This is a genomic window from Streptomyces sp. NPDC007863, assembly GCF_040633895.1.
Taxonomy (GTDB): domain Bacteria; phylum Actinomycetota; class Actinomycetes; order Streptomycetales; family Streptomycetaceae; genus Streptomyces.
The window spans coordinates 162,967-187,254 of record NZ_JBEYEI010000001.1 but is presented as its reverse complement, the minus strand read 5'-3'; the positions used below and the strand labels follow the sequence as shown (position 1 = coordinate 187,254).

The 24,288-nt window shown below is 74.8% G+C and carries 20 protein-coding genes; 6 read left to right on the top strand and 14 right to left on the bottom strand.

Annotated features, from left to right (window positions below):
- Positions 1 to 103 precede the first annotated feature (103 nt).
- A complete protein-coding gene (locus tag ABZ621_RS00755) occupies positions 104 to 1,939 on the top strand; it encodes a glycoside hydrolase family 15 protein (RefSeq protein WP_360599222.1) in 1,836 nt (611 codons plus the stop codon).
- 115 nt (positions 1,940 to 2,054) lie between these two features.
- Here the strand turns inward: ABZ621_RS00755 and ABZ621_RS00750 are convergent, their stop codons facing one another.
- A complete protein-coding gene (locus tag ABZ621_RS00750) occupies positions 2,055 to 2,420 on the bottom strand; it encodes a cupin domain-containing protein (protein WP_360599220.1) in 366 nt (121 codons plus the stop codon).
- A gap of 178 nt (positions 2,421 to 2,598) precedes the next feature.
- Between ABZ621_RS00750 and ABZ621_RS00745 the strand changes: the two genes are divergently transcribed.
- Both ABZ621_RS00745 and ABZ621_RS00740 read left to right on the top strand, forming a co-directional pair.
- Positions 2,599 to 3,036, top strand: a complete 438-nt coding sequence (locus tag ABZ621_RS00745) for an SPW repeat protein (RefSeq protein WP_360599218.1) — start codon at positions 2,599 to 2,601, stop codon at positions 3,034 to 3,036.
- Positions 3,037 to 3,222: 186 nt separating this feature from the next.
- Positions 3,223 to 4,512, top strand: coding sequence for a bifunctional GNAT family N-acetyltransferase/ATP-binding protein (locus tag ABZ621_RS00740; RefSeq protein WP_360599216.1), 1,290 nt, complete (start codon positions 3,223 to 3,225; stop codon positions 4,510 to 4,512).
- 39 nt (positions 4,513 to 4,551) lie between these two features.
- On the opposite strand, the gene ABZ621_RS00735 is transcribed toward ABZ621_RS00740, so the two are convergent.
- The 9 genes from ABZ621_RS00735 to ABZ621_RS00695 all read right to left on the bottom strand — a co-directional run bounded on the left by ABZ621_RS00735 (position 4,552) and on the right by ABZ621_RS00695 (position 17,397).
- Positions 4,552 to 5,463 (bottom strand): carbohydrate kinase, encoded by a 912-nt coding sequence (locus ABZ621_RS00735; protein ID WP_360599214.1) that lies wholly within the window; start codon positions 5,461 to 5,463, stop codon positions 4,552 to 4,554.
- Positions 5,464 to 5,469: 6 nt separating this feature from the next.
- On the bottom strand, positions 5,470 to 9,075 hold the full coding sequence (locus tag ABZ621_RS00730; RefSeq protein WP_360599212.1) for a glycoside hydrolase family 32 protein: 3,606 nt from the start codon (positions 9,073 to 9,075) through the stop codon (positions 5,470 to 5,472).
- Positions 9,076 to 9,167: 92 nt separating this feature from the next.
- On the bottom strand, positions 9,168 to 10,682 hold the full coding sequence (locus tag ABZ621_RS00725; protein WP_360599210.1) for a glycoside hydrolase family 32 protein: 1,515 nt from the start codon (positions 10,680 to 10,682) through the stop codon (positions 9,168 to 9,170).
- Positions 10,679 to 11,686, bottom strand: coding sequence for an ATP-binding cassette domain-containing protein (locus ABZ621_RS00720; RefSeq protein WP_360599208.1), 1,008 nt, complete (start codon positions 11,684 to 11,686; stop codon positions 10,679 to 10,681). The genes ABZ621_RS00725 and ABZ621_RS00720 overlap by 4 nt, the downstream gene beginning before the upstream one ends.
- Positions 11,683 to 12,630, bottom strand: a complete 948-nt coding sequence (locus ABZ621_RS00715; RefSeq protein WP_360599206.1) for an ABC transporter ATP-binding protein — start codon at positions 12,628 to 12,630, stop codon at positions 11,683 to 11,685. The genes ABZ621_RS00720 and ABZ621_RS00715 overlap by 4 nt, the downstream gene beginning before the upstream one ends.
- Positions 12,627 to 13,568 carry an ABC transporter permease gene (locus tag ABZ621_RS00710; protein ID WP_360599204.1) on the bottom strand — a complete coding sequence of 314 codons (942 nt, stop codon included), beginning with the start codon at positions 13,566 to 13,568 and terminating at the stop codon, positions 12,627 to 12,629. The genes ABZ621_RS00715 and ABZ621_RS00710 overlap by 4 nt, the downstream gene beginning before the upstream one ends.
- A 16-nt stretch (positions 13,569 to 13,584) precedes the next feature.
- Positions 13,585 to 14,562 (bottom strand): ABC transporter permease, encoded by a 978-nt coding sequence (locus ABZ621_RS00705; protein ID WP_360599202.1) that lies wholly within the window; start codon positions 14,560 to 14,562, stop codon positions 13,585 to 13,587.
- Positions 14,563 to 14,650: 88 nt separating this feature from the next.
- A complete protein-coding gene (locus tag ABZ621_RS00700; RefSeq protein ID WP_360599200.1) occupies positions 14,651 to 16,336 on the bottom strand; it encodes an ABC transporter substrate-binding protein in 1,686 nt (561 codons plus the stop codon).
- 74 nt (positions 16,337 to 16,410) lie between these two features.
- Entirely contained in the window at positions 16,411 to 17,397 is a 987-nt protein-coding gene (locus ABZ621_RS00695; RefSeq protein ID WP_360599198.1) for a LacI family DNA-binding transcriptional regulator, read from the bottom strand.
- 191 nt (positions 17,398 to 17,588) lie between these two features.
- On the opposite strand from ABZ621_RS00695, the gene ABZ621_RS00690 reads away from it, so the two are divergent.
- Positions 17,589 to 18,173: a YdeI/OmpD-associated family protein gene (locus ABZ621_RS00690; protein ID WP_360599196.1), complete on the top strand. Its 585-nt coding sequence runs from the start codon at positions 17,589 to 17,591 to the stop codon at positions 18,171 to 18,173.
- A gap of 6 nt (positions 18,174 to 18,179) precedes the next feature.
- On the opposite strand, the gene ABZ621_RS00685 is transcribed toward ABZ621_RS00690, so the two are convergent.
- A complete protein-coding gene (locus tag ABZ621_RS00685) occupies positions 18,180 to 18,680 on the bottom strand; it encodes a GNAT family N-acetyltransferase (protein WP_360599194.1) in 501 nt (166 codons plus the stop codon).
- Between the two features lie 8 nt (positions 18,681 to 18,688).
- Positions 18,689 to 19,345, bottom strand: a complete 657-nt coding sequence (locus ABZ621_RS00680; RefSeq protein ID WP_360599192.1) for a TetR/AcrR family transcriptional regulator — start codon at positions 19,343 to 19,345, stop codon at positions 18,689 to 18,691.
- A 121-nt stretch (positions 19,346 to 19,466) separates the two neighbouring features.
- On the opposite strand from ABZ621_RS00680, the gene ABZ621_RS00675 reads away from it, so the two are divergent.
- Entirely contained in the window at positions 19,467 to 20,504 is a 1,038-nt protein-coding gene (locus tag ABZ621_RS00675) for a hypothetical protein (protein WP_360599190.1), read from the top strand.
- A 7-nt stretch (positions 20,505 to 20,511) separates the two neighbouring features.
- On the opposite strand, the gene ABZ621_RS00670 is transcribed toward ABZ621_RS00675, so the two are convergent.
- Complete coding sequence (locus ABZ621_RS00670) at positions 20,512 to 21,705, bottom strand: pyridoxal-phosphate dependent enzyme (protein ID WP_360599188.1); 1,194 nt, start codon at positions 21,703 to 21,705, stop codon at positions 20,512 to 20,514.
- 108 nt (positions 21,706 to 21,813) lie between these two features.
- On the opposite strand from ABZ621_RS00670, the gene ABZ621_RS00665 reads away from it, so the two are divergent.
- A complete protein-coding gene (locus tag ABZ621_RS00665; protein WP_360599186.1) occupies positions 21,814 to 22,278 on the top strand; it encodes a hypothetical protein in 465 nt (154 codons plus the stop codon).
- Positions 22,279 to 22,283: 5 nt separating this feature from the next.
- Here the strand turns inward: ABZ621_RS00665 and ABZ621_RS00660 are convergent, their stop codons facing one another.
- Positions 22,284 to 24,164 carry a hypothetical protein gene (locus tag ABZ621_RS00660; protein ID WP_360599184.1) on the bottom strand — a complete coding sequence of 627 codons (1,881 nt, stop codon included), beginning with the start codon at positions 24,162 to 24,164 and terminating at the stop codon, positions 22,284 to 22,286.
- Between the last annotated feature and the right edge of the window lie 124 nt (positions 24,165 to 24,288).

The window sequence follows — 24,288 nt, the reverse complement described above, 5'->3', positions numbered from 1 at the left end:
TCTCCGTACCCGTTCTCCGTCCACCGTCCATGGTGCTCCCCTCGGGCGGCGTCGGCATCCCGTCGGCGGGGCGCGGCGGCGGGTGATCACGGATAGTGGAGGGATGAAGCGCTATCCGCTCATCGCCGAGCACGGCCTGGTGGGGGATCTGCAGACCGCCGCGCTCATCTCGGACGAGGGCGTCGTGGACTGGTTCGCGGCGCCCCGGTTCGACTCTCCGGGGGTGTTCTCGGCGCTTCTGGACCACGACCGGGGCGGGTACTTCCGGCTCTCGGTGGACGGGCCGGACGTGACGGTCAAGCAGCTCTACTACCCGGACACGGCGATCCTCGTGACCCGGTTCCTGTCCCCGGACGGGGTGGGCGAGTTGATGGACTGGATGCCGCCGGACCGGACCGGGCGGCCGACGGACCGGCACACCCTGATGCGGGCGATGCGGTGCACCCGGGGCAGCGTCGTGTTCACCCTGGAGTGCCGGCCTCGGTTCGGCTTCGGGCGGACCCCGCACGACGTGCGGATCGACGGCCGCACGGCGGCCTTCCGCTCGGCGGCGATGGCCGGCTTCCTCCAGACGAACGTGCCGCTGGAGCGGGACGGGCCGTACGACGTGCGCGGGCGCCTGGAGCTGTCCGAGGGGCAGGTCGCCGGGGCGTCCTTCACCGTGGACGGCCCCGAGGCGGCGCCGCCGCCGCTGCCGGACCTGCGGGGGGCGGAGGCCGCGCTGTGGGACGCGGTGGACTTCTGGCAGCGGTGGGTGCGCACCGCGCGGTACCGGGGGCGGTGGCCCGACATGGTGCACCGCTCGGCGATCACCCTGAAGCTGCTGACGTACCTGCCGTCGGGCGCGCCGATCGCGGCGCCGACGCTGGGGCTGCCGGAGCAGGTGGGCGGCGAGCGGAACTGGGACTACCGCTACACCTGGGTGCGGGACGGCTCGCTGGCCGTACGGGCCCTGCTCGACCTCGGCTTCGCGGAGGAGGCGGCGGCGTTCACGGACTGGCTGACGGCGCGGGTCGCCGAGCGGTCGGCGGGCCCGGCGGGCGGGCGGCCCCTGCAGATCATGTACCGGGTGGACGGGGACCCGTCGCTGCCCGAGGAGGTGCTGGCGGAGTTCGAGGGGTACCGGGGCTCGGCCCCGGTGCGGGTGGGCAACGCGGCGGCGGACCAGCTCCAGCTCGACATCTTCGGCGAGGCGCTGTACGCGCTGGCGCAGGGCGGCGGGCAGGACATCCAGCCGACGTACGAGGGGTGGCGGGCGGTGTCGGGGCTGCTCGACTGGCTCGCCGACGCGTGGGACGCGCCCGACGAGGGCATCTGGGAGACGCGCGGCGGGCGGAAGGACTTCACCTTCAGCCGGGTCATGTCCTGGGTGGCCTTCGACCGGGGGCTGCGCCTCGCGGAGGAGTTCGGCCGGCCGGCGGCCCTGGACACCTGGCGGGCGGCGCGGGACGAGATCTTCGCGCAGGTGATGCGGCGCGGGTGGAGCGAGCGGCGCGGGGCGCTGACGCAGTACTTCGGCGGGGACGTGCTGGACGCCTCGCTGCTGCTCATCCCCCGGACCGGGCTGCTCAACCCGACGGACCCCCGGTGGCTGAGCACCCTGGACGCGATCGAGCGCGGCCTCGTCCGGGACAATCTGGTCCACCGCTACGACCCCGGCGCCGCGCCGGACGGACTGCGGGGCGCCGAGGGCACGTTCAGCCTCTGCACCTTCCTGTACGTGGACGCGCTGGCGCGGGCCGGGCGGGTGCGGCAGGCACGGTTCGCCTTCGAGAAGATGCTCACGTACGCCAACCATGTGGGCCTGTTCGCCGAGGAGATCGGGCCGAGCGGCGAGCAACTGGGCAACTTCCCGCAGGCGTTCACCCATCTGTCGCTGATCATGGCGGCGACGACCCTGGACGAGACCCTGGACGCCCTCGCCGCCCGGCCGGGCTGAGCCGGCCGGGCCGGCCGCCTGAGCGGCCGGCGGGGACGGCCGCCGCTCGCGGCCGTCCCCGCCGTCCCGTGCCCAACCACCGGGAGAGGTCCGGGTCGAGGGGTGTCAGGAGGGGTCAGGAGCGCTTGGCGTAGTCGGTGAAGCCGTTCCAGTCCAGCGCCACGCAGGGTTCGTCGCCGACGACCCAGGCGTCGTGCCCGGGGGTGACCACCATGAAGTCGCCGGGGCCGAAGTCGTCCTCCTCGCCGTCGTCCATGACGACGTGGATCCGTCCGCTGACCACGTAGCCGATGTGCGCCGACAGGCAACTGTCCGTCCCGGCGATCGGTTTCACGTGCTCGGACCACCGCCAGCCGGGCTCGAACACGGCCCGTCCGACGGAACCGTCCTCCGTGGTGATCAGATCGAGCCTGCCCTTGTCGCCCTCGAAGGGACGGGTCTCGTCCGCCTTGTCGAAACTTCTTCGCGTGATGCCGGTCATCTTCTCCGCCTCCCGGCGGTGAGCGGGTGCCCCGAGTCCTCTCCCAGCGTACGCCGCGCCGGTCCGCCGCTCTCGTTCCCGCTTCACATAAGGAACATATAAGAGCACAATGGGACTGCGGCATCCGTGCCGCGAGCGCGATCCGACACGCAGCACGCCAAGCAAGGAGGCGAGTCACATGGCCGACGTCTCTCACCGTCCCGGTGACATCGCGGGACACCCCGACGCGACGGAGATGCGCGCACGCTACGCACAGATCATGCAGACCAGAGGGGTGGCGGCCGTCGAGGAGCTCATCATCCTCGCCGGCGTCTGGATCGCGGTCTCCGCGTACACGGTCCACTTCGCGGCCGCCAGGCCGGAGCTGGCCATCACCAACCTGGTCGTCGGCATCGCGCTCGCGGTCCTCGGCCTGTGCACGTCGATGGCCCCCGAGCGTTCCCAGGACCTGAACTTCGTGGTCCTGCTGCTCGGCGCCTGGACGATCGTCGCCCCGTGGGTCGTCACCCGGAACCCCGACACCGGCATGATCCTGAGCAACGTCATCGCCGGCGCGTGCGTCTGTCTGTTCGCCCTCACCGCGGGCGGACTGCTGATGAGCAAGCGCAGGACGTGAGACAGCCCTCTCCCGTCCCACGGCGGCGCTCCCCCCGGGAACGCCGCCGTACGCGTGTCCGCGCCGCTCCGCCCAGTGACGAAGCGGCGCGTTTCCGTGCCACGCCTTGTGCAGGATGGCGCACGCCCCGCCGCACCGCCCCCGCCTAGCCTCGCCGCAACGAGCACACGAGGGGCGGTACCACCGGTGAACTGGCACATCCACGACTACCGCGAGAACGATCTCGCCGCCGTCGTCCATCTGATCGACACCACGGCCGAACTGGGCCAGGAGTCCGTCTTCTCGCTCGCCGAGTGCATCGGCGCGCTCACCTCCCGGCAGCCGGCGGTCGTCGCCGTCCACCAGGGCGTGCCCATCGGAGCCGCGCTCGCCTGCGTCTCCGGGGAGCGCGCCTGGGTGATGCGGGTCGCGATCGCCTCCGGCTGGCGCGGCCGGGGCCTGGCCAGCGCCCTCCTGGTGGAGCTGGAGCGGAAGCTGGTCGCCGCCCGGGTCGGGCGGATCGCGTACGTGCTCCCCGAGGAGGAACTGCTCGGCGAGGGGCTCCTCAACGCCGGGTACACGCGCCAGCCGGCGGTCGCGTACTTCGAGAAGACCGAGCCGCTGCACGGGCCCGCCGCCGGGCTCCTCGACGACCTCGGCGGCCGGCTGCTGCCGGGCGACCTGTGGGCGAAGGTGGCCGGCATGGAGCGGGAGAAGGACCTGATCGAGCGACGCGTGGTGCTGCCGCTGGCCGAACCGGAGCGCGCCGCGCGGCACGGGGTCCGGCCGCCCCGGGCGATCTGCCTCTTCGGCCCGCCCGGCACCGGCAAGACGACCTTCGCCCGCGCGGTGGCCTCGCGGCTCGGCTGGCCGTTCGTGGAGATCCTGCCGTCGCGGCTCGCCGACGGCGGCAACCTCGCGGCGGCGCTGCGCACCGCCTTCGCGCGGATCGCGGAGCTCGACCGGGTCCTCGTCTTCATCGACGAGGTCGAGGAGATCGCCCCGGTGCGCACCGAGCCGGCGCAGCCGGGCGGGCTGCACGGGGTCACGAACGAACTGCTCAAGCTGATCCCGGGGTTCCGGGAGGGCGACGAGCGGCTCCTGGTGTGCGCGACCAACTCGGTCCGCTCCCTCGACCCCGCCTTCCTGCGGCCCGGCCGCTTCGACTACCTGATCCCGATCGGTACGCCGGACAAGGCCGCCCGCGCGGCCATCTGGTCCCGCTACACGGACGGCCGCCCGGAGGTGGACGTCGACGAACTGGTCCTCGCCAGCGATCTGTTCACCCCGGCGGACATCGAGCACGCGGCCCGGGTGGCGGCGCAGTCCTCCTTCGAGCGGGACCTCGTCGCGGCCGGCGGCCGGGGCGCCGACGCCGCGGCGCCGGGCGCGAGCACGGCGGACTACCTGGCGGCGATCGCCGCCGCCCGCCCGACGGTGACGCCGGAGCTCGTCGAGCGGTTCGCGGAGGACATCACGAGCCACGCCCGCACGTGACGGTCGCCGTGGCCGCGGCGGGCGCCCCGACGGCCGCGGTCACCGTCCGGCGAGCGCCGCGTCCAGTTCCGCCCGGTCGGGCGGCTGGGCGCCGGCCCGGGAGACGGTGACGGCCGCCGCGGCGCCGGCCCGGGCCAGCAGCCCGGCGAGGTCGCCGGGGCCGAGCGCGGCGAGCGCGGCCCGGTCGCGGCCGGCGAGGGCGTCGAGGACGGCCGACATGAAGGAGTCGCCCGCTCCGACCGTGTCGACGACGGAGACGGGCGGCGCCGTGGCGGCCACCGTGTGCTCCCGCGTCACGGCCAGCGCCCCGTCCCCGCCCCGGGTGACGAGGACGACGGACGGCCCCAGCCCCAGCCACCGCGCGGCCACGGTCTCCGGCGGTTCGCCCGGGTGGAGCCAGGCCAGGTCCTCGTCGCTCGCCTTCACCACGTCGGCGAGGGCGACGCACCGCTCGACCCGGGCCACAGCGGCCCCGTGCTCCCCCATCAGGGCGGGCCGCACGTTCGGGTCGTAGCTGACGGTGGCGGTGGGCCGGAGCCGTCCGGTCAGGGCGAGCACCGTGGCGGCGCCGGGGTCGGTGACGGCCGCGATCGAGCCGAGGTGCACGTGACGCACCGGCTCCGGGGTCGCCGGCGGCTCCTGGGCGCCGAGGGTCCAGGCGATGTCGAAGGCGTACGTCGCCTGCCCGCGTCCGTCGAGGGAGACGACGGCCGACGGGGTGCGTGCGGGGGCGCCGCCGAGGGCGAGCCGCACCCCGGCGCCGGTGAGGTGCGCGGCGATGAGCCGCCCGGAGGGGTCGTCGGCGAGCTGGGTGAGCAGGGTGGTGGCGCGACCGAGCCGGGCGAGGCCGTAGGCGACGTTGGCGGGGCTGCCGCCGGGGTGGACGACGTCGGCGGCGCCGGGGTCGCGGACGATGTCGGCGACGCACTCGCCGATCACCAGGAAGGACATCGGGTCTCACAGCTCCTTGGCGTAGGTGTCCTGGTGGCCTGCCCGGCCGCCGAAGACGTTCAGGCCGACGTGCCCGGAGGCGTACGTGGCGTCGGGGTCGGTCAGGTCGATGATCCCGTGCCCGTCGAGGAAGATCTGGATCCGGGTGCCCTGGTGGACGATCCGCAGGTGGTACGTGACGCCGTGCCGCACGAGCAGCGGGACCCGGGCGAGGACGTCCGCGTCGTCGAAGGCGCCGGCGCGCCGGACGGCCAGGCGGACGGCCCGCAGGTCGGGGTCGACGTTGAGGAGGTACCCGTCGGCGCCGTCCGCGGAGGCCCGCCAGAGCAGGGACGCGGCCCCGCGCACCCCGTCGGCGCCGCCGAGCCGCAGCAGCGTGGTGAGTTCCAGGTCGGCGAAGCGGCGGGTGGAGAGGGCGTCGCTGTCCCGGTCGAAGACGCAGGTCAGGCCGGCTCCGGTGGGCTCCCAGCGGCCGGCGGGCAGCACGGTGGGGGTGCCGAGGTCGGTGCGGAACTCCCCCTCCGGCGGTGCGGCGGGCAGGGCGCGCCCGGGGGCGCCGCCGAGCCGGACGGTGGAGGCGAGGGCGTGATGGGCGAGGGTGACGATCCGGACGGTGCCGCCCTCGGCGATGAAGGAGAGCCCGTCCGCGTCCGGGTCCGGCAGCACCAGGCTCGTGAGGACGGCCTCGCCGTCGCCGCCGAAGACCTCCACGGAAGAGGAGTCGACGAGGATCCGCAGCCGCACGGCACGCCCGCCGTCCCCGGTGGGCACGGCGGCGAGGGGCGCCTCGGAGCGGCCGGCGAACCAGCGGGTGAAGTCGGTGCGCCCGGAGTCGGCGCGGTCGACGTACAGGCGGCCGCGTCCTGGGTCGTATCCGACGCGGACGGCCCGCCCGTCCTTCGCGCGCAGCAGGAAGGCGCAGTCGGTGGCGGATCCGGTGGCGGGGAAGGCGAGTTCGGCCTCGATCTCGTACGCGGTCCCGGTGAGGCCCGCGCAGGGGTCGGGGAGTCCCGGTCCCGCGGTGAGGCCGGTGCGGACGGTGGATCCGGTGCGCAGGGCGGCGAGTTCGGCGACGGGCCGCTGCCGCAGCACGGGATGGCCGGCGGGTCCGGAGGCGAGGGTGAGTTCCCGGGGGATGCTGTGCTGGCCCTGCCAGCGGCCGGTGGGTGGGCTGAAGGGGTAGTCCCAGTTGGTGGTCCAGCCGAGCCATATCCGGCGCGCGTCGGGGGTGTTGTCGTAGGTGATGGCCGCGTAGAAGTCGCGTCCGTGGTCGGTGCGCAGCCAGCCGCCGGGTGCCTGGTCGGGCGTGAAGGAGGTGCCGTCCCAGGTGCCGGTGAGGTGGACGGCGGCGGAGCCGTCGGTGGCGCGGACGGCACCCGTGGAGAGCGTGAGGACCCAGGCGGTGCGGGCGGGTTCGCCGTCGACGGGCAGCGGGAAGAGGTCGGGGCACTCCCAGACGCCGCCGGTGACCCAGGGGCCGTAGCCGAAGGAGCTGACGTGGGTCCAGTGGAGGAGGTCGCGGGAGGTGAGGAAGCGGACGTGGTCGCCGCCGGAGACGACCATCACCCACTGGTCGCGGGCCTCGTCGCGGAGCACCTTCGGGTCGCGGAAGTCCCAGCCGCCGTCGGGTCCGCCGGGGTTGCCGACGAGGGGTTCGGGGCCGCCGTACGGCTGCCAGGAGCGGCCCCGGTCGGTGCTGTAGGCGGCCCGCACGGACTGGTTCCCGCCGATCCTGTCGGGGTGGAAGCTCGTGTAGTAGGCGATCAGGCCGGAGCCGCCGCCGAAGAGCCCGGAGGCGTCGTGGAGGTCGGCGACGGCCGAGCCGGACCAGCAGTGGCCGTACGCGTTCCACTCCAGGGCGAGCGGCAGCGCCCGCCAGCGCAGCAGGTCGGTGGAGACGGCGTGCGCCCACTGTCCCTGGTCCTGGTGGAAGAGGTGGTACTCGCCGTCGAACCACACGAGGCCGTTGGGGTCGCAGGCGGAGCCGGCGCGCTTCGCGTGGTGGTAGGAGGGCCGGTAGGGCTCCGTGAAGTGGTCGCGGACGTCGCCCGCGTACACCTCCCGGAAGTACGCGGTGCCGCCGTCGGCGACGAGACCCACGGTGGCGGCGTCGGTGACGGCCGGGGCGGCGAGGACCCGCACCCCGTCGGCGTACACCGTGAACTGCCCGTCCAGGAGGTGGACTTCGAGGCGTACGAGGTCCCCGTCCCGCAGTGGCCTGATCGGCGGCGGGGCGGCGGCGAGGAGGGTGCCGCGGGCGTGGTCGAGGAGCCGGACGGCGCCCGCCGGACGGTCGAGGAGGACGGCGTGGCCGCGGACGAGGAGGCCGGCGGCGCGGGCGCCGGCGAGGCGGACGTCGGCGGAGACGACGAGGCCGGGTCCGACGGGGGCGGGGGCGGTGCGGACGCCGTCGTGGCCGCGGAGGCCCGCGAGGTCACGGGTCCAGGTGCCCGACTCCGTTGCACCATGCGGGAGTTCACCGGCGGAGGGAGCGGTGACGTTCTCGTAGGACACCCGGCCGTTGTAGGCCACCAGGCCGTGCCGGCCGGAGAGGTGGGGGTCGGGCGCCGGGTCCTCCGTGTCGATGACGGGGGCGTAGCCGTCGGGGCGGAGGAAGTCGCTCTGCCAGTGGACGCGCAGCCGGCGGCCCTCGGCCTCGACGCGGAGCCGGTGGACGGTGCCGGGCATGACCGGGACGGCGTGGGTGGCGAGGGTGACGTTCCCGTCGACGCGGTAGAGGCGCAACCTCCCCTGGTTCGGGTCGACTTCGGCGGCGTAGCCGCGGCTGCCGGTGGCGTCGGCGCGGACGAGGAGGGCGGCGACGGCGTACGGGTCGTGGACGACGAGGTCGGCCTGGAGGGAGGTGTCGTAGGCCTCCTCGGAGGCGAGGGCGCGGATGTTGGTGCCGGCGGGGGCGTCGGCGGCGAGGCCGAGCGGGGTGGGCGTCCAGCCGGGGTCGCCGGTCCAGCCGGTGAGGTCGGTGGTGACGGTCCAGGACCGGGGCGGGCCGAACCGTACGGTGCCGGAGTCGGCGTACAGGCCGGTGTGCCCGGCGCGGTGCCGGTGGTCGGTCGTCGCCAGGGCGGTCCGGCCGTCGACGTGGACGGTGAGGACGGGCCCGTCGGTGGTGACTTCCAGGAGTTCGCCCGGGCCGGTGGCGCCGGTGGCGAGGACGGTCCCGTCGGCCAGGTCCAGGAGGCGGACCCGGCCGTGGGCGGGTTCCAGGGTGACGGCGTATCCGGTGGAGCCGTCGGCGGCGGCCCGCAGGACGAGTCCGCCGCGGGCGTCCGGCGTGGCCGGGTCGGCGGTGACGCGGACGGCGAGGCCGGCGCGGGCGCCGGTCCGGTGTTCGGTGACGGCGAGCGCGGCCGCTCCGGCCGGGGCCGCGGCCCGCTGCCCTCCGTCGGCCGTGCGCTGCCAACTCCCCCGGTACGGAAGGGGATCGGGTACGGGCGAGGTCACGGCGCCGGCGGGCGCGGCCCGCTTGCGGCGGGCCGGCGGCACGGCCCGGGCGGCGGGGGCGGCGGTCAGGGCGAGCGGCAGCGCGGCGAGCGTCCCGGCGGCGAGCACGGCCCGCCGGGAGGGGGTGGCGGGGGAAGGGGCGGGGTTCATGGGGGGGCCTCCTCGGCGGTGGGTGGCGCGTGAGGACGACAGGACGGGGAGCGCGCGGCACGGGCGGCCGCGTGCTCCCGGGGTGGGGCCCGTCAGGGCCAGAGGGCGCGGGGCGCGGTGAAGACCGGGGCCATGTGCCAGGCGTCCAGGCGGTGGACGCGGGCCTCGCCGGAGGCGGTCAGGGAGACGCCGACGGCCTCGTCGGGGCGGGTCGGGTAGACGCGGGAGGCGAGGGCGCGGCCGCCGGCGAAGACCTCCAGGGCCGAGTGGTCGACGAGGACGCGGAGTTCGACGGTGCCGTCCGCGGCGAGGGGCACCTCGCCGGAGCGGGGGGTGGTGTCGGTGTCCGGGTCGAGGCTGCTCGCCTCGCGGCGCAGCCGCAGGGTGGCGTTCGGGGCGGTGGTCTCCCGGGCGAGTTCGACGACGGTCCGTTCGGCGCCGTCGGGGGTCTCCCGGACCCCGAGGCGTACGACCGCGCCCGGGGCGAGGCGCAGGGTGGCCTCCAGGTCGAGCTGGTCGCCGCGGATCGCGTCCAGGGCAGGCTCGGGTCCGGGGCCCGGCGTGAAGGGGCCGAGGGCGACGTGGTCGCGGCGGAGCCGGGCCAGTTCGGGGACGGGGGTCTGGTGGAGGGCGCCGTCGGCGCCGAGGGTGACGAGGCGGGGCAGGGACATGACGCCCGACCAGCCGGCGCGGGCGGTGGCGTCCTCGCCCCGGCCCTCCTGGAGCCAGCCGAAGAGGATGCGGCGGCCGGCGGCGTCGCGGGCCGACTGGGGGGCGTAGAAGTGGTTCTGCCCGTAGTCGAGCCGGTGCAGGGCGGTGGGGGTGAAGCGGTCGCCCTCGTACCGTCCGGTCCAGTACAGCGGGTGGTGGGTGGTGCCCTCGTCCCAGGCGGAGAAGGCGAGGACGTCCGTGTCCTCCACGCGGAAGAGGTCGACGCACTCCCACATGGTGCCGGTCCAGTCGGGGTCGCCGGAGCGGCCGGTGCCCGCGTCGCCGGTGAGGAGGGGGCCGACGTACCGCCAGCTGCGCAGGTCCTCGGAGTCGTACAGGAGGGCGGTGCCGCCCTGCCCGCGGAGGCCGGCGCCGATGAGCTGGCGCCAGCGGCCGTCCTCCTTCCAGACGCAGTGGTCGCGGTAGGCGGTGAGGTCGAGGCCCTCCGGCGGGGCGGCGATCACCGGGTTGCCGGGGTCCTTGGTCCAGTGGCGGAGGTCGGGGGTGCCGGTGGCGACGCAGGGCAGTTCGCGGTCGCCGTGGCGGCCCGAGTAGACGAGGGTGGGGACGCCGCCGTCGTCGACGAGGACGCCTGACCAGCAGCCGTCGCGGTCGGGCCCCGTGGTGCCGGGGACGAGGGCGACGGGCTCGTCGGTCCAGGTGACGAGGTCGGTGGAGGTGGCGTGGCCCCAGTGGATGCGGTGGTGGGCGGGGGCGAGCGGGTTGTACTGGTAGAAGAGGTGGTAGACGCCGTCCCGGTGGGTGAGCCCGTTGGGGTCGTTGAGCCAGCCGCCGGGCGCGGTGAAGTGGTAGCGGGGGCGGTGCGGGTCGCGGAAGGCGCGCTCGGCGAGGTCCTCCGCGAGCGGCTGCGGCGCGGTGATCAGGTCGTGGGTCATGCGGCGGTGGTCTCGGCTTCCGGGGTGTCCGTGCCCGTCAGGACGCGGTGGGCGAGTTCGCGGGCGGGGGCGTAGAGGTGGCAGCGCACCCAGTGCGGCTGTCCCGCGTCCTCGCCGACGACGTGGCGTACGGGGGTGGTGGCGCTGCAGGTTCCGTCGTCGTACGGGCAGGACGCGGGGTCGAGCACGGCGGCCCGCAGGCGGGCGCGTTCGGCCTTGTCGTAGCCGGTGCGCCGGTCGGGGTCGGGGACGGCGGAGAGCAGCAGCCGGGTGTAGGGGTGGGCGGGGGCGTCCATGACGGCGAGCGCGTCGCCGCCCTCGACGAGTTCGCCGGCGAACATGACGGCGGTGGTGTCGGCGAGGTAGCGCGCGGAGCCCAGGTCGTGGGTGATGTACAGCATGGACAGCTCGCGTTCGTCGCGGAGCCGGCGCATCAGGTTGAGGACGCCGACGCGGACGGAGACGTCGAGCATCGAGGTGGGTTCGTCGGCGAGGAGGACGCGCGGGCCGACGGCGAGCGCGCGGGCGATGGCGACCCGCTGGCGCTGGCCGCCGGAGAGTTCGTGCGGGTGGGCGTCGAGGTGGTCGGCGGGGAGGCCGACCTCGGCCATCAGCTCGGCGAGCCGGCCCCGGTCGGCGGGGTGGCCGTGGAGGACGAGGGCGCGGGTGAGGAAGTGGTCGACGCGGTGGACGGGGTTGAGGGAGCCGAAGGGGTCCTGGAAGACCATCTGGACGGAGCCCCGGTAGGCCCGGCTCGCCCGCCGGGGTTCGGTGCGCAGGACGTCCTCGCCGTCGAGGAGGAGCCGGCCGGCGGTGGGCCGTTCGAGGCGGGCGACGCAGCGGGCGATGGTGGACTTGCCGCTGCCGGACTCGCCGACGAGCGCGGTGATGCGGCCCTTGTCGAGGTCGAGGTCGACGCCGGCGACGGCGCGGACGCGGCGGCGGGAGAAGACGGAGCCGACCTGGAAGTCCTTGGTGAGGCCCCGGATCCGGAGGAGTGTCATGCGGTGGCGCCTTCGGTGAGGGCTGCCCAGTGGCCGGGGGCGAGCTCGCGCAGGTCCGGGATGTTCCCGGAGCAGTCGGAGCGGTCGGCGGGGCAGGTGAGGTGGAAGCCGCAGCTGTCGGCGGTGCGCGGGGCGTCGAAGAGGCCGGTGAGGGTGGCGCGGGGGCCGGTGAGCGGCGGGAAGGCGCGCATCAGCGCCTCGGTGTAGGGGTGCCGGGGGTGGGCGAAGAGGTCGCGGGCGGGGGCGAGTTCGACGATCCGGCCGCCGTACATGACGCCCATGCGGTGCGACATCTCGACCATGAGGGACATGTCGTGGGTGATGAAGAGGACGGAGAAGCCGAGCTCGCGCTGGAGTTCGGCGATCTGGGCCATGATCTCCTGCTGCACGACGACGTCGAGGGCGGTCGTCGGCTCGTCCATGATGAGGAGCTTGGGGCGCAGGGCGACGGCCATGGCGATGACGACGCGCTGGCGCATGCCGCCGGAGAGCTGGTGCGGGTAGGCGCGCAGCCGGCCGGGGTCGATGCCGACGAGGCCGAGGAGTTCGCCGGCGCGGTCGAGGGCGGCCTTCTTCCGCAGCTTCTCGTGGGTGGTGAAGACGTCGGCGATCTGTTCGCCGACGGTGAGGACGGGGTTGAGGGAGTTCATCGCGGACTGGAAGACCATGGCGATCTCGCGCCAGCGGAAGGCGCGCAGCTCGCGCTCGTCCAGGGCGAGGACGTCGCGGCCCTGGAAGAGGACGCGGCCGGCGGTGATCTCGGCGGGTTCCCTGAGGAGCCGCATGACGGCGTTGGCGAGGGTGGACTTGCCACAGCCGGACTCTCCGGCGAGGCCGAAGACCTCGCCGGGGCCGATGGTGAAGGAGACGTCGTCGGCGCCGACGACGGTACGGCCCTCGCTCCGGTACTCGACCCGCAGGTTCTGGACGTCGAGGACGTTCACTTCCGCTCCTTCCGGCGGGACCGGCGCCGGGACCGCAGGCGCGGGTTGGTGATCTCGTCGACGGCGTAGTTGACGAGGGCGAGGGCGAAGGCGACGAGGGCGATGCAGAGGCCGGAGGGGACGAAGGCCCACCAGGCGCCGGTCATGAGGGCGCCGTCGTTGCCGGCCCAGTAGAGGTTGGTGCCCCAGCTGACGACCGAGGAGTCGCCGAGGCCGAGGAATTCGAGGCCGGCCTGGGCGCCGATGCCGAAGATGACGCAGCCGAGGACGGTGGTCATCACCACGGAGGCCATGTTGGGGAGGATCTCCCGGAACATGATCCGCAGCGGGCGTTCGCCGGTGACGACGGCGGCGGCCACGAAGTCCTTGCCGCGGATGGAGGCGGCCTGGGCGCGCAGCACCCGGGCGGAGCCGGCCCAGCCGGTGACGGTGAGGACGAGGACGACGGTGGTCGTGCCGGGCGGCAGGAAGGCCGCGAGGATGACGAGCAGCGGCAGCCCGGGCAGCAGCAGGAAGACGTTGGTGACGAGGGTGAGGAGGTCGTCGACGAGCCGGCCGAGGTAGGCGGAGGCCAGGCCGACGAGGAGGGCGACGAGGGTGGCGGCGAGCCCCACGGTGAAGCCGACCAGCATCGACGTGCGGGTGCCCCACAGGGTGAGGGCGAGGACGTCCTGCCCCTTGGCGGTGGTGCCGAGCCAGTGGCCGGCGGAGGGCGGGGTGGCGCCGGAGTCGCCGATGAGCGAGGGGTCGCCGGGGGCGAGGACGGGGGCGAGCAGCCCGAGGAGGGCGAAGGCGGCGAGGAGGACGAGCCCGGTGCGGGCCTTGCGGTCGTCGAGGACCCGGCGGAGCAGGCCCCGGCGGGCGGGCCGGCGGGCGGGCGCCGGGGCGTCGGTGGGCGCGGTGGGCACGGCGGCGTCCCGGGTGGCGAGGACGGACATGGTGGCGGCTCCTTCCTCAGCGGACGCGGACGCGCGGGTCGAGGCGGACGTGGACGAGGTCGACGACGAAGTTGGCGAGCAGGACGGCCGCGGTGATGGTGAGGAAGATGCCCTGCATCAGCGGGTAGTCGAGGGCCTGTACGGAGTTGAGGAGCTGGTAGCCGATACCGGGGTAGGCGAAGACGACCTCGGTGAGGAGGGCGCCGCCGACCATGAAGCCGAGCGCCATGCCGAAGTTGGTGACGGAGGGCAGGAGCGCGTTGCGGGCCGCGTACCGGAACATGATCCGGGAGGGGCGGAGCCCCTTCGCCTCGGCCATGGTGATGTAGTCCTCGGCGGTGGTGGCGATCATCGTGTTGCGCATGCCGAGCATCCAGCCGCCGACGGAGACCAGCACGATGGTGAGGGCGGGCAGCACGAGGTGGGTGGCGACGTTGCCGAGGAAGGCGGCGTCGAGGCCGGGGACGAGCCCGGCGTCGTACGCGTGCCGCAGCGGGAACCAGCCGAGGGTGACGCCGAAGAGGTACAGGGCGCCCATCGCCAGCCAGAAGTACGGGAACGAGCCCACGAAGATCAGCAGCGGCGGGAAGGCGGAGTCGAGGATCCCGCCGCGCCGCCAGGCGGCCAGCACCCCGAGGAGGTTGCCGACGACCGCGGCGACCACGAGGGCGGTGCCGCCGAGGAGGAGGGTCCAGCCGATCTGGGAGCCGATGACCTCGGAGACGGGGGTCGGGAAGCGGGAGATCGAGATGCCGAGGTCGCCGGTGGAGACCTGGTGGAGGTAGTCGGCGTACTGGCGCCACAGGGGCCGTTCGTCGAGACCGAAGAGTTTGTGGAGCTGGGCTATCTGCTCGGGCCCCATCGTCCCCTGGGCCTGGGCGAACATGCGGGAGACGGGGTCTCCGGGCATGAGGCGCGGCAGCAGGAAGTTCAGGGTGACGGAGGCCCAGAAGGCGAGGAGATAGAACCCCAGGTTGCGCAGGACGAGACGCACTGCTCGTTCCTCCCTGGTGAGGTACGGGGCGGGGGCGGCCTCCCGGCCGTGCGGACGCGCCGACGGGCGAACGACCGCCCCCGCGGGCTTACTTGCCCGGGACGGGCTGGAGGGAGGTGAGCACCAGGACGGTGGTCACGGACCGGTTGGAGAGCGTCGCGTACGGGTTCTTCTCCGACGGCCAGCCGGTGAAGCGGCTGTCGGTGTACGCGCCCCACTCGGGCCCGGGGAAGAGCGGGACGACGGGGGCGTCGGCGGCGAACAGCCGCTGCAGCTCGGCGGCCTTGGCCTTCTGGGTGGCGGCGTCGCCGGCGGCGAAGGAGTCGATGAGGGCGTCCGCCTTCGGGTCGCCGAAGCGGTGGTAGTTCTCGGTGGCCTTCTCGCCGACCGGCTTGACGGTCGACTTCGCCATGGCGCCCCGGTAGAACTCGTACGGGGTGGCGCCGTTGCCGCTCCAGACGATGCCGCTGTCGAAGGAGCCGTCCTCGTAGGAGGCGACGACGGCGGACCAGTCGGGCGACTTCACGGTGGCGGTGACGCCGACCTCGGCGAGGTTCTGCTTGATGATGTTGGCGACCGAGATCCAGTCGGAGGAGGCGGAGCCGACGGAGATGTCGAGGGTGAGCGGCGTGCCGTCCTTGCGGGTCCGCTTGCCGCCGTCGAGCTTGTACCCGGCGGCGTCGAGGGCGGAGGCGGCGGCCTTCGGGTCGTACGCCGTCCAGTCGCAGGAGGCGGCGACGGTGGCGTCGCGCCAGGCGTCGTAGCCGTTCGAGAGGCCGGTGCAGTCAGCGGGCTCGCTGTAGCCGTTCATGGCGACCTTGGCGATCTTCGCCCGGTCGACGGCGCGGCTGAGGGCCTTGCGGAGGGCGGGGTCGTCGAAGGGCGCCTTGGTGGTGTTGAGCTGCCAGTTGATCATCGCGCCGGTGGTGGGGAACCAGTAGTGGTTGTGCTCCGGGTCCTTCGCGACGAAGGACTTCTCGATCTCCGGGACGAAGGACTGCGTCCAGTCGACCTCGCCGTTGGTGAAAGCGAGGTTGGCGCTGTCGTTGCCGGAGAAGGCGAGCATCCGGATGCCGGCGATCCGCTGCTTCGCGGGCTGCCAGTACGAGGGGTTCTTCCGCAGCTCGTACGACTGGGCCTGGAAGGCGCCGACCTGCGTGTAGGGGCCGGTGCCGACCGGGGTGGCGTTCACGTCCTTCGCCGGGTCGGCGATCTTCGACCAGATGTGCTTCGGCGTGACGAAGTGACCGCCGATCTCGTACAGGGCGGGCGCGAACGGCTTGGAGAAGTGGAAGGTGACCTTCGCCGGGGTGTCGGCGGTGACCTTCGTCAGGTAGTCGAAGCCGCCCAGGAGCTTCTTCTGGAGCGCGAAGGTGTGGACCACGTCCTCGGCGGTGAACGGCACGCCGTCGGACCACTTCACGCCCTCACGGAGGGCGAAGGTGACGGACCGGCCGTCGGCGGCCCGGGTCCAGGAGGTGGCGAGCCAGGGGGTGTCCTTGCCGTCCGCCGGGTTGTGGATCATCAGCGGCTCGTAGACCGCCTCGCGGGTCATCGGCGCGGCCTTGGGCGAGTACGGATTGAAGTTCCGGGTGAAGGTGCCCATGTCCTCGCGGGGGATCGTGAGCAGCCGCGTGTCCGGGGAACCCTGCGCGCCGGTGGCGCCGGCGCCGCCGGAACAGCCGGTCAGCAGGAGGACGGTCGCGGCGCCGGCCGCGAGCAGGGCGGGGCGGAACCTGACGGAAGACCGACCACGGACGGGGGAGGGTGTCATAATGGTGGCTCTTTCCTCTCTTCAACACACCAGACGAAGACGGGACGAGATGACTCGGCGGACCTGATTCGCGGTCAGACCGACGAGCGTTCGAGCAGCGGGCAGTCGACCGTCACCCTGCGGGTGGCGAGCGGCTGTCCCGCTGCGAGGGCGGCCAGCATCTCCACGCCCCTGGCGCCCATCTCCTCGAAGGGGAGGGCGAGGGTGGTCAGCTTGGGCCGCAGATAGGCGGCGATGAGTTCCTGGTTGTCGTAGCCCACCACGGCCACGTCGTCCGGGATGCGCAGCCCGCGTTCCTTGATGGCGTCGTACGCGCCCATCGCCATCCGGTCGTTGGCGCAGAAGAGCGCGGTGGGCCGGTCGGCGCGGTCGAGCAGTTCACAGGCGGCGGCATAGCCGCCGTCGGCGGTCGCGTGGCCGGAGACGACCAGCGCGGGATCGAGGGGGAGACCCGCCTCGCGCAGTGCCCGCTCGTACCCCTCGCGGCGGCCGACGGCGGCCGGGATGGCGGGGTCGAGGTTGATCAGGCCGATGCGCGCGTGGCCGGCGTCGACGAGGTGCCGGGCGGCGCGGTGGCCGCCGGTGATCTCGTCGGGCACCACGGAGGGCAGCTCGCCCTCGGCGTCGTAGCAGTTCACGAGGACCGTGGGGACCTCGCGTGCGGCGCGCGGGAGGGTGACGGCGCGGTGCCAGGTCGTGGCGTAGAGCAGTCCCTCCACCCGCTGCTCCAGGAGTTTGTCGAGGGCGGCGGCCTCCTGGGCCGGGTCGCCCTCGCTGGCGGCGATCAGCAGGAACTTGCGGTCGAGCCAGGCGCGGTCCTGGGCGCCCTTGATGACGTCGACCGCGAAGGGGGCGGTGACGATCTCGGTGATCAGGCCGTACCACTCGCTGCGCTGGGCGGCGAGCGCACGGGCCCCGGCGTTGGGCCGGTAGCCGAGCTCCTCGATGGCGGCGAGGATCCGGCGCCGGGTCTCGTCCGGGATCGCCGCGCCCGGCCGGTCGTTCAGGACGAAGGACACGGCGGTGCGCGAGACGCCGGCCCGCCGGGCCACATCGCTCATGGTGACGCTGCGTCCACTGCCGACCGCCACGGTGACCCCTCCCCGGCTTTCCCGGCCCCCCGGCCGGAACTGATTGGTTACGCGCTTTAGTAACGCGCGTTAGTACGACGTTGCACGCAAGTTACGGCCGATCTCCGACCAGTGTCAATATCTTGTGCGAGACACGGGGGAACACGAGGGAAGGGGACGGCGTGGAGTCGGTCGGTACGGACGAAGGGCTGGAGGTCCTCGCCTTCGACGGCGGCGGCGAGCTGGAGGAGTGGCTCGCGGCGCACCACGGCGGCACGGCGGGCATCTGGCTGCTCCTCGGCCGCAAGGGCGGCGGCCTGCCCTCGCCGACGGCCGACGAGATCCTCGACGCGACGCTGGCGTACGGCTGGATCACCGGCAAGCGCAAGGCCCGCGACGAGCGCTCGTACCTCCAGAAGATCACCCCGCGCCGGCCGCGCAGCCTCTGGTCCCAGGTGAACGTCCGCCAGGTCGAGCACCTGCTCGCCGCCGGCCGGATGCGCGAGCCGGGCCTCGCGGAGGTGCGGGCGGCGCGCGCGGACGGCCGGTGGGAGGCGGCGTACCCCTCCCAGAAGGACGCGACGGTCCCCGACGACCTGGCCGAGGCCCTGGCGGCCCGCCCGGAGGCGGCCCGCGCCTTCGACGCACTGGGGAAGACGGACCGCTACCTGGTGATTCTCGGCCTGTGGCAGGCCAGGACGCCGAAGACCCGCGCGGCCCGCCTGGAACGCGCGGTGACCCGGCTGGCGGAGGGCGGCAGGCCCTGACCCGCCTCAGGCGCGGCGGCGGTAGAGGACCTGGCGGGCGTCCCACTCCACGAAGGAGTCGGCGTGCTCCAGGCCCACGGCCTCCAGGAGGCGACGGGAGCGGTGGTTCTCCTCCTGGGTGACGGCGACGACGCTCGGCGCGGTCTCCAGGACCCGGGCGACGGCCGCGGCCACCGCCTCGCGGGCGTAGCCGCTCCCCCAGTGCTCGGGCAGGAACTGGTACGACACCTCGGTCTCGCCGCCGCGGCCGGCCGCCTCCACGGTGACGAGGCCGAGCAGCACGCCGTCCTCGGCCCGCACCACGGCGTGGCAGCCGGGCGCGCCGACGATCCGCCGCTGGCGGATCCGCACGACGGAGTCGATGACCGGTCCGCCGAGGTGGCGCCGCACCTCCGGGTCGGTCCAGAGGCGGGTCACGGCGGGGACGTCCGCGCTCCGCACGGGCCGCAGCTCCAGCCGCTCGGTGCGGAGAGCGGCGGCCGGGTGTCGGGGCGGCGAGACGGTCATACGTCGGATCATCGCAGCTCGGGGGCGGGCCGGCCCCCGTCCGGTCCGGCGCCGCGGCCGCGGACCAGCGGGAGGTAGACCTCGTCGACGATCTCGACGAGGACCTCGTCGGGGGCGCCGGGCACGCCCCGCACCACGAACTCGTTGCGCAGCAGGACGACGGGGACGGTGGCGACCCGGGGGTGCAGCGCCTCCGGGGCGGCCTCGCCGCGGGCGACGGCCCGGCCGAGGACGGTGAGCCACGGGGCGGCGGCGGCCTCGCCGGACTGGTCCTGGAGCCCGGCGAGGAACTCGGCGGCCCCGCCGGCCGCGGCGAGCAGCTCCCGCAGGACGGCGCCGAGCGGTGAGCTCCAGTGCCGGTTGGCCTGCCGCAGCAGCTCCAGGGCGTCGCCGCGGAGAGTGCCGGTGTCGGGGACGGGCGCGGTGGTGGCGAGCCGCTTGTAGGCGGCGGTGCCGAGGGCCAGCCGGTGGGGCCAGCGCCGGTAGAGGGCGTTCTTGTTCGTGCCGGCGCGGGCCGCGACCTTGTCCATGGTCATGCCGGCGAAGCCGGACTCGGCGAGCTCGCGGGCGGCCGCGTCGAGGATCGCGTCCTCCAGGGCGGCGCCCCGCCGCCGCGTCCGCGCGGGCTCCGCCCGCCGCTCCCCCGCCGCCGCGTCGTGCGCCATGGTCACCCCTTCTCCGGTACGAGCCGTACCTCCCCATCTTCCTTGCCCGCCGGGCACCATCCCAATTAGGGTACGGCACGTACCTTAATCATGTCGGTCGGGCTCGGGACAGGAGTGGATCATGCGCGCCAGAGGCATCAGCTACGACACGGGGTTCGTGAGGCACGGACACAACGCCCGCCGCGTCTTCGAGCCGGAGACCGTCCGGCGGGAACTGGAGATCATCCGGGACGACCTCCACTGCACGGCGGTACGGGTCATGGGCGGCGACCCGGACCGCATCGAACGGGCGGCCGGGTACGCGGCCGATCTGGGCCTGGAGGTCTGGTTCTCGCCGTATCCGCTCGAAGAGACCGAGGCCGGCATGCTGACGCTCTTCGCGGACTGCGCCGAGCGAGCCGAACGGCTGCGCCGGCGCGGCGCCGACGTCGTCTTCGTGACGGGCGCCGAACTGAGCCTCATGAACCCGGGGTTCCTGCCCGGCGCCGACACCGACGAGCGGGTGGCGCTGCTCCGCAGCCCGGAGGCGCTGCGGGCGGCGCTCGGCGGGACGCGGGCCCGGGTGAACGCCTTCCTCGCCGAGGCGGCGGCGGTCGTCCGCGCCCGCTTCGGCGGCCCGGTCACCTACGCCTCCGTCCCCCTCGAAGCGGTCGACTGGACGCCGTTCGACCTGGTCTCCGTGGACGTCTACCGCTCGGCGGAGATCGCCGGCGGCTTCGCCGAGGGGGTGCGCGGCATGGTCGAGGCCGCCGGCGGCAAGCCGGTGGCGGTCACCGAGTTCGGCGCCGCCTGCTACCGGGGCGCGGGCGACCGGGGCGCGCTGGGCCTGGAGGTCGTCGAGTACGACGAGACGGGCCCGGTCCGGCTGAAGGGCGCCTACGAGCGGGACGAGCCGGGCCAGGCCGCGTACGTGCGCGAACTCCTCGCCGTCTTCGACGCGGCCGGCGTCGACGCGACCTTCGTCTTCACCTTCGCGCTCCACGACCACGTCCACCGCCCCGACGGCGACCCGAGCGCGGACCTGGACCTGGCGAGCTACGGCGTGGTGAAGGTGTACGAGGACCGGAAGGGCACCCGCTACCCGGAGCTGCCGTGGGAGCCGAAGGCCGCGTTCGACGCGGTGGCGGAGTACCACCGCGCGGCGGCCACCGGCTCCTGACGGATGATCAGACCTTCAAGAGGGCGCGCACGACCCCCCAGTCGGGGTCCATCGGCGCGACCACCGCCCGCCCCGTGGCCACGTCCTTGTACCCGCTGGAAGTGACCACGCAGACGACGGGCCCGCCCTCGCCCGCCGGGTCCGGACCGTGCGCACGCAGCCCGGCGAGCCCGGCGGCGGCGGACACCTCGCACCACAGCCCCTGCGCGGCCAGATCCTGCCGGGCCCGGGCAAGCTGATCCTCCGTCACCGTGCGGGCGGCACCGCCGGTGCGCCGGATCGCGAGGACCCCGCGGTAACTGTTCACCTCGCAGTCGATGGCGTACGCGGCGGTCGGTCCGACGGGCACGCGGGCGGCGGGGCGGCCCGACCGCAGTGCCTCGGTGAGGGCGCCCGCGGCGGCCGGCTCGACGCCGTACATCCGGGGCACGGCGTCCGTCACCCCCAGCCGGACCAGCTCCTCGAAGCCCTTCGCCACGCCGAACAGCAACTCGCCGTAACCGGTCGGCACATGGACGGCGGCGGGGGCCCGGCCGAGCGCGAGCGCGATCTCGTACGCGATCGTCTTGTACCCCTCCGGGCCGAACGGGTGCCCGGTGTGCGCGGAGTCCGTGACGCTGCTGACCGGCTGGAATCCGAGCTCGTCGACGATCCGCCGCATCAGGGGCCGTACGGAGGCGTACGGGACGGTCAGCACGGTCGCGCCGTAGGCCCTCAGGTGGGAGGCGACGGCGGGCGGCGCGTCCGGCGAGGTGAACACGGCGCAGGGCAGGCCCGCGCGGGCCGCGTACGCGGCGGCGGCCGCGCCGTGGTTGCCGGACGAGGACACCACGATCCCCCGCGCGCCGGAGGCGACGGCGGCGCTCACCGCCACCCGGTTCAGCCGGTCCTTGTGGCTCCACGTCGGATTGCGCGACTCGTCCTTGACCCACACCCCGTCGGCCAGCTCCACCAGCGGCGTGTTCCCCTCCCCGAGCCCCGGCGCGGCCAGCGGCGGCAGCAACGGCGCCCACCGCTCCAGGCCGTGCGCCGCGGGCCGGTCGAACAGGTCCGACGGCACGGCGTCGTAGTCGTACTCCACCTCCAGCGGGTACGCGACCTCCTCGGTCGACGTCACCGGGCACCCGGCGGTCAGCGGCGGCCACAACGGGTGGCGTACGGACGGATCGGCGAGCGAGCGCTGGGCACGGGCGAGCGACATCACGGGGAACCTTCCTGCGGGGGCGGGGACTTCGGAGCCGGGACGGGACGACCGGGGCGGCGGCGCCGTCGGTAGCCTGTCCTCCACGCCGAAGCGACGGGGGGACGAGTGGGTCGACGAACCATCCGACGGGCCGCGGGCACGGTCACGTTCCTGGACCTTCTCCGCAGCCCGGGCAGGCTGTGGGACACGATCACGGGACGGAACGGGGACCACGCCGAAGCCGACGTGGCGGCGCTGCGCTCGGGCGAGGGGCGCGAGGTGTCCGCGTTCGTACGCGACGGGCGGCGCTTCCGGCAGGGGTCGCTGATCCTCGAACCCGGCGCGGCGGCACCGGTGGTGTGGCGGCCCTACCGGTTCCCCGGCCGGCACGGCACGGCCCTCGTGCTGACCGGCCCGTTCCACGTCCGGGGAGCAGGGCCGGTCGGCGGCCCGGGAAGCCCGCCGGTCGACCGGGCCGCCTTCCGCCTGCTCTCCCTCGACGCGGCCGACCGGTCCTGGGAACTCGCCGTCCCCGCCGTCGACGTACCGCTCGTCCGCGCCGCGCTGCGGCTCCCCCCGGCCGGGTCGTAGCCGCGTCAGCGGGAGTGCATGCGACGGCGCAGCGCCTCCAGGGCGCCGGGGCGGCGGCCGGGGACGCGGCGGCGGAGCGCCAGGAGGGTCGGGCCGAGTGCCCGGGCGCGGGCCGGATCGGCGATCTGCTCCCACTGGTGGTGCGCCCGGTCCACCGCGCCCTCGACGTCCCGGTCGTCCGGCTGCTGACGCAGCCCGAGCCGCGCCTCGGCGACGGCGAGCCACAGCTCGCAGCTGCGGGCCGGCTCGCCCGCGAGCCGGGCGAGGTCCGCCCGGACCTCCATCCAGTGCACCGCCTCCCCCGACCGGGGCCCGAACCGCCGCAGCGCCTCCCGCTCCCACGCGGCCGCCATCTCCGCGGCCTCGGCGTGCCGTCCGGCCATCGCGGCCGACAGGATCGCGGGGTGCGGATCGTGCGGAGCGGGCTCCGCCGGCGCGGCCTGCCCGTACCCGGCCCGCCGCGGATCCACGGCCCCGGCAGGCACTGCGGGAGGAGCCGCGGGCATCGGCGGGATGGCCCGCCCCGGCGTCGGTCCCGCCTGCCCCCTTGCCCCGGACGGCACCAACTTCATGGTCCCGGGCGCCTCTTCGGCTCCGGCCTCGGCGTCGCCGCCCGGAGCGGGCCCGCGCGTGACCTCGGGACCGGAATCGTCCCGGGACGGCGACTCGGAGGCGGGTCCCGTCTCCACCTCGGGCTCGGGCTCGGGCTCGGGGGCCACGCCACCGCCGGCGGGGGTCCCGTCCTCGGCCGGGGGTGCGACCGTGGCCGAGGACGGGACCTCGGCGACCGTGGAAGCCGGCGCGGGCGGAGCGGCCGTGTAGCCCTCGGGCAGGGCCGGAAGTCCCGCCGGGACGGGGATCCGGGCCGGTTCCACAGCGGGTGCGGGTACGGGCGCCGCCACCCTCACCGGAGCGGGCGCGGCGACGGCATCCTCCGCAGGTACGGGCCTCGGCACGGGAACAGGCCCCGCCTCGGACACCGAGGCAGCCGCCGGGACGGGCGCGGGCACAGTGACCGGGGCGGGGGCCGGGGCAGGGGCGGACACCGGAACCGGTGCAGGCACGGGCACAGGGGCAGGCACCGGCACCGGCACCGGAACCGGCTCATGCTCCTGCACCGCCACGGGCCCCGGTGCGGGAGCCGCCGCGGGGACGGGCGTCCGGTCGGGCGCGCCGGTCGGCGCCGGCCCGCGCGCCCACTCCTCCGCCCGCGGCAGGAACAGCGCCTGTGGCGCATGGGTGCGGGCGGCCGCCTCCGCGTGCAGGACGGAGAAGGGGGCGCGGGTGCCGGCGCGCCACTGGTCGGCCCAGGCCCGGAGGTAGTCGGGGGCGGCGCGTTCGCCCCTGCGCGGGGGCGGGGTGACGCGGGCGTACAGGGTCGGGGACGGGCTCAGGCGCAGCAGGTCCGGGGCGGCGGCGAGGCGGGTCCAGGCCTCCGGGTCGGCCACCAGGTCCGCCACGACCGTCGTCGGTCCGGCCGCCGCCGCTTCCGCGAGCCAGTGCCAGGGGAAGGCCGTGTAGCGCAGGGCCGCCGTCGTGCTGCGGGCCAGCGCGAGGTGGGGAAGCTGCTGGCGGCGGTCCAGGTGGAGCTGGCCCGCGAGGTAGACGACGAGCGGACCGGGGCTCTGCGCGGCGGCGCGCAGCCGGGTGAGGACGGTCTGCGGGTCGATGGGGTCGGCGAGTTCGACGAGCGTCGCGGTCGCCGTGCCGGTCAGGACGCCGGGCGGCACCGCCGCGAGCGCGGGCAGTACGGACGCCGCGTCCATGGTGCGGCCGCGCCCCGCCGGCGCCGCCGCGAGCAGCACCGCCGTGCCCGAAGCCACCGCCGCCTCCCCCGTGTCCGTACCCACCGCGCCCGCCGTACCGTTCGCCTCGTCGCTCACCACACGTGCACCGTAACCCGTGGTGTCGGCTCCGCCGACGGCCGGGCCTTTGACATATGCCAGAAGCACCACCGGATCGAGTGTTGCCAAACCCCTTACGGGCACTCGCACCCTGTGCCACAGTCAT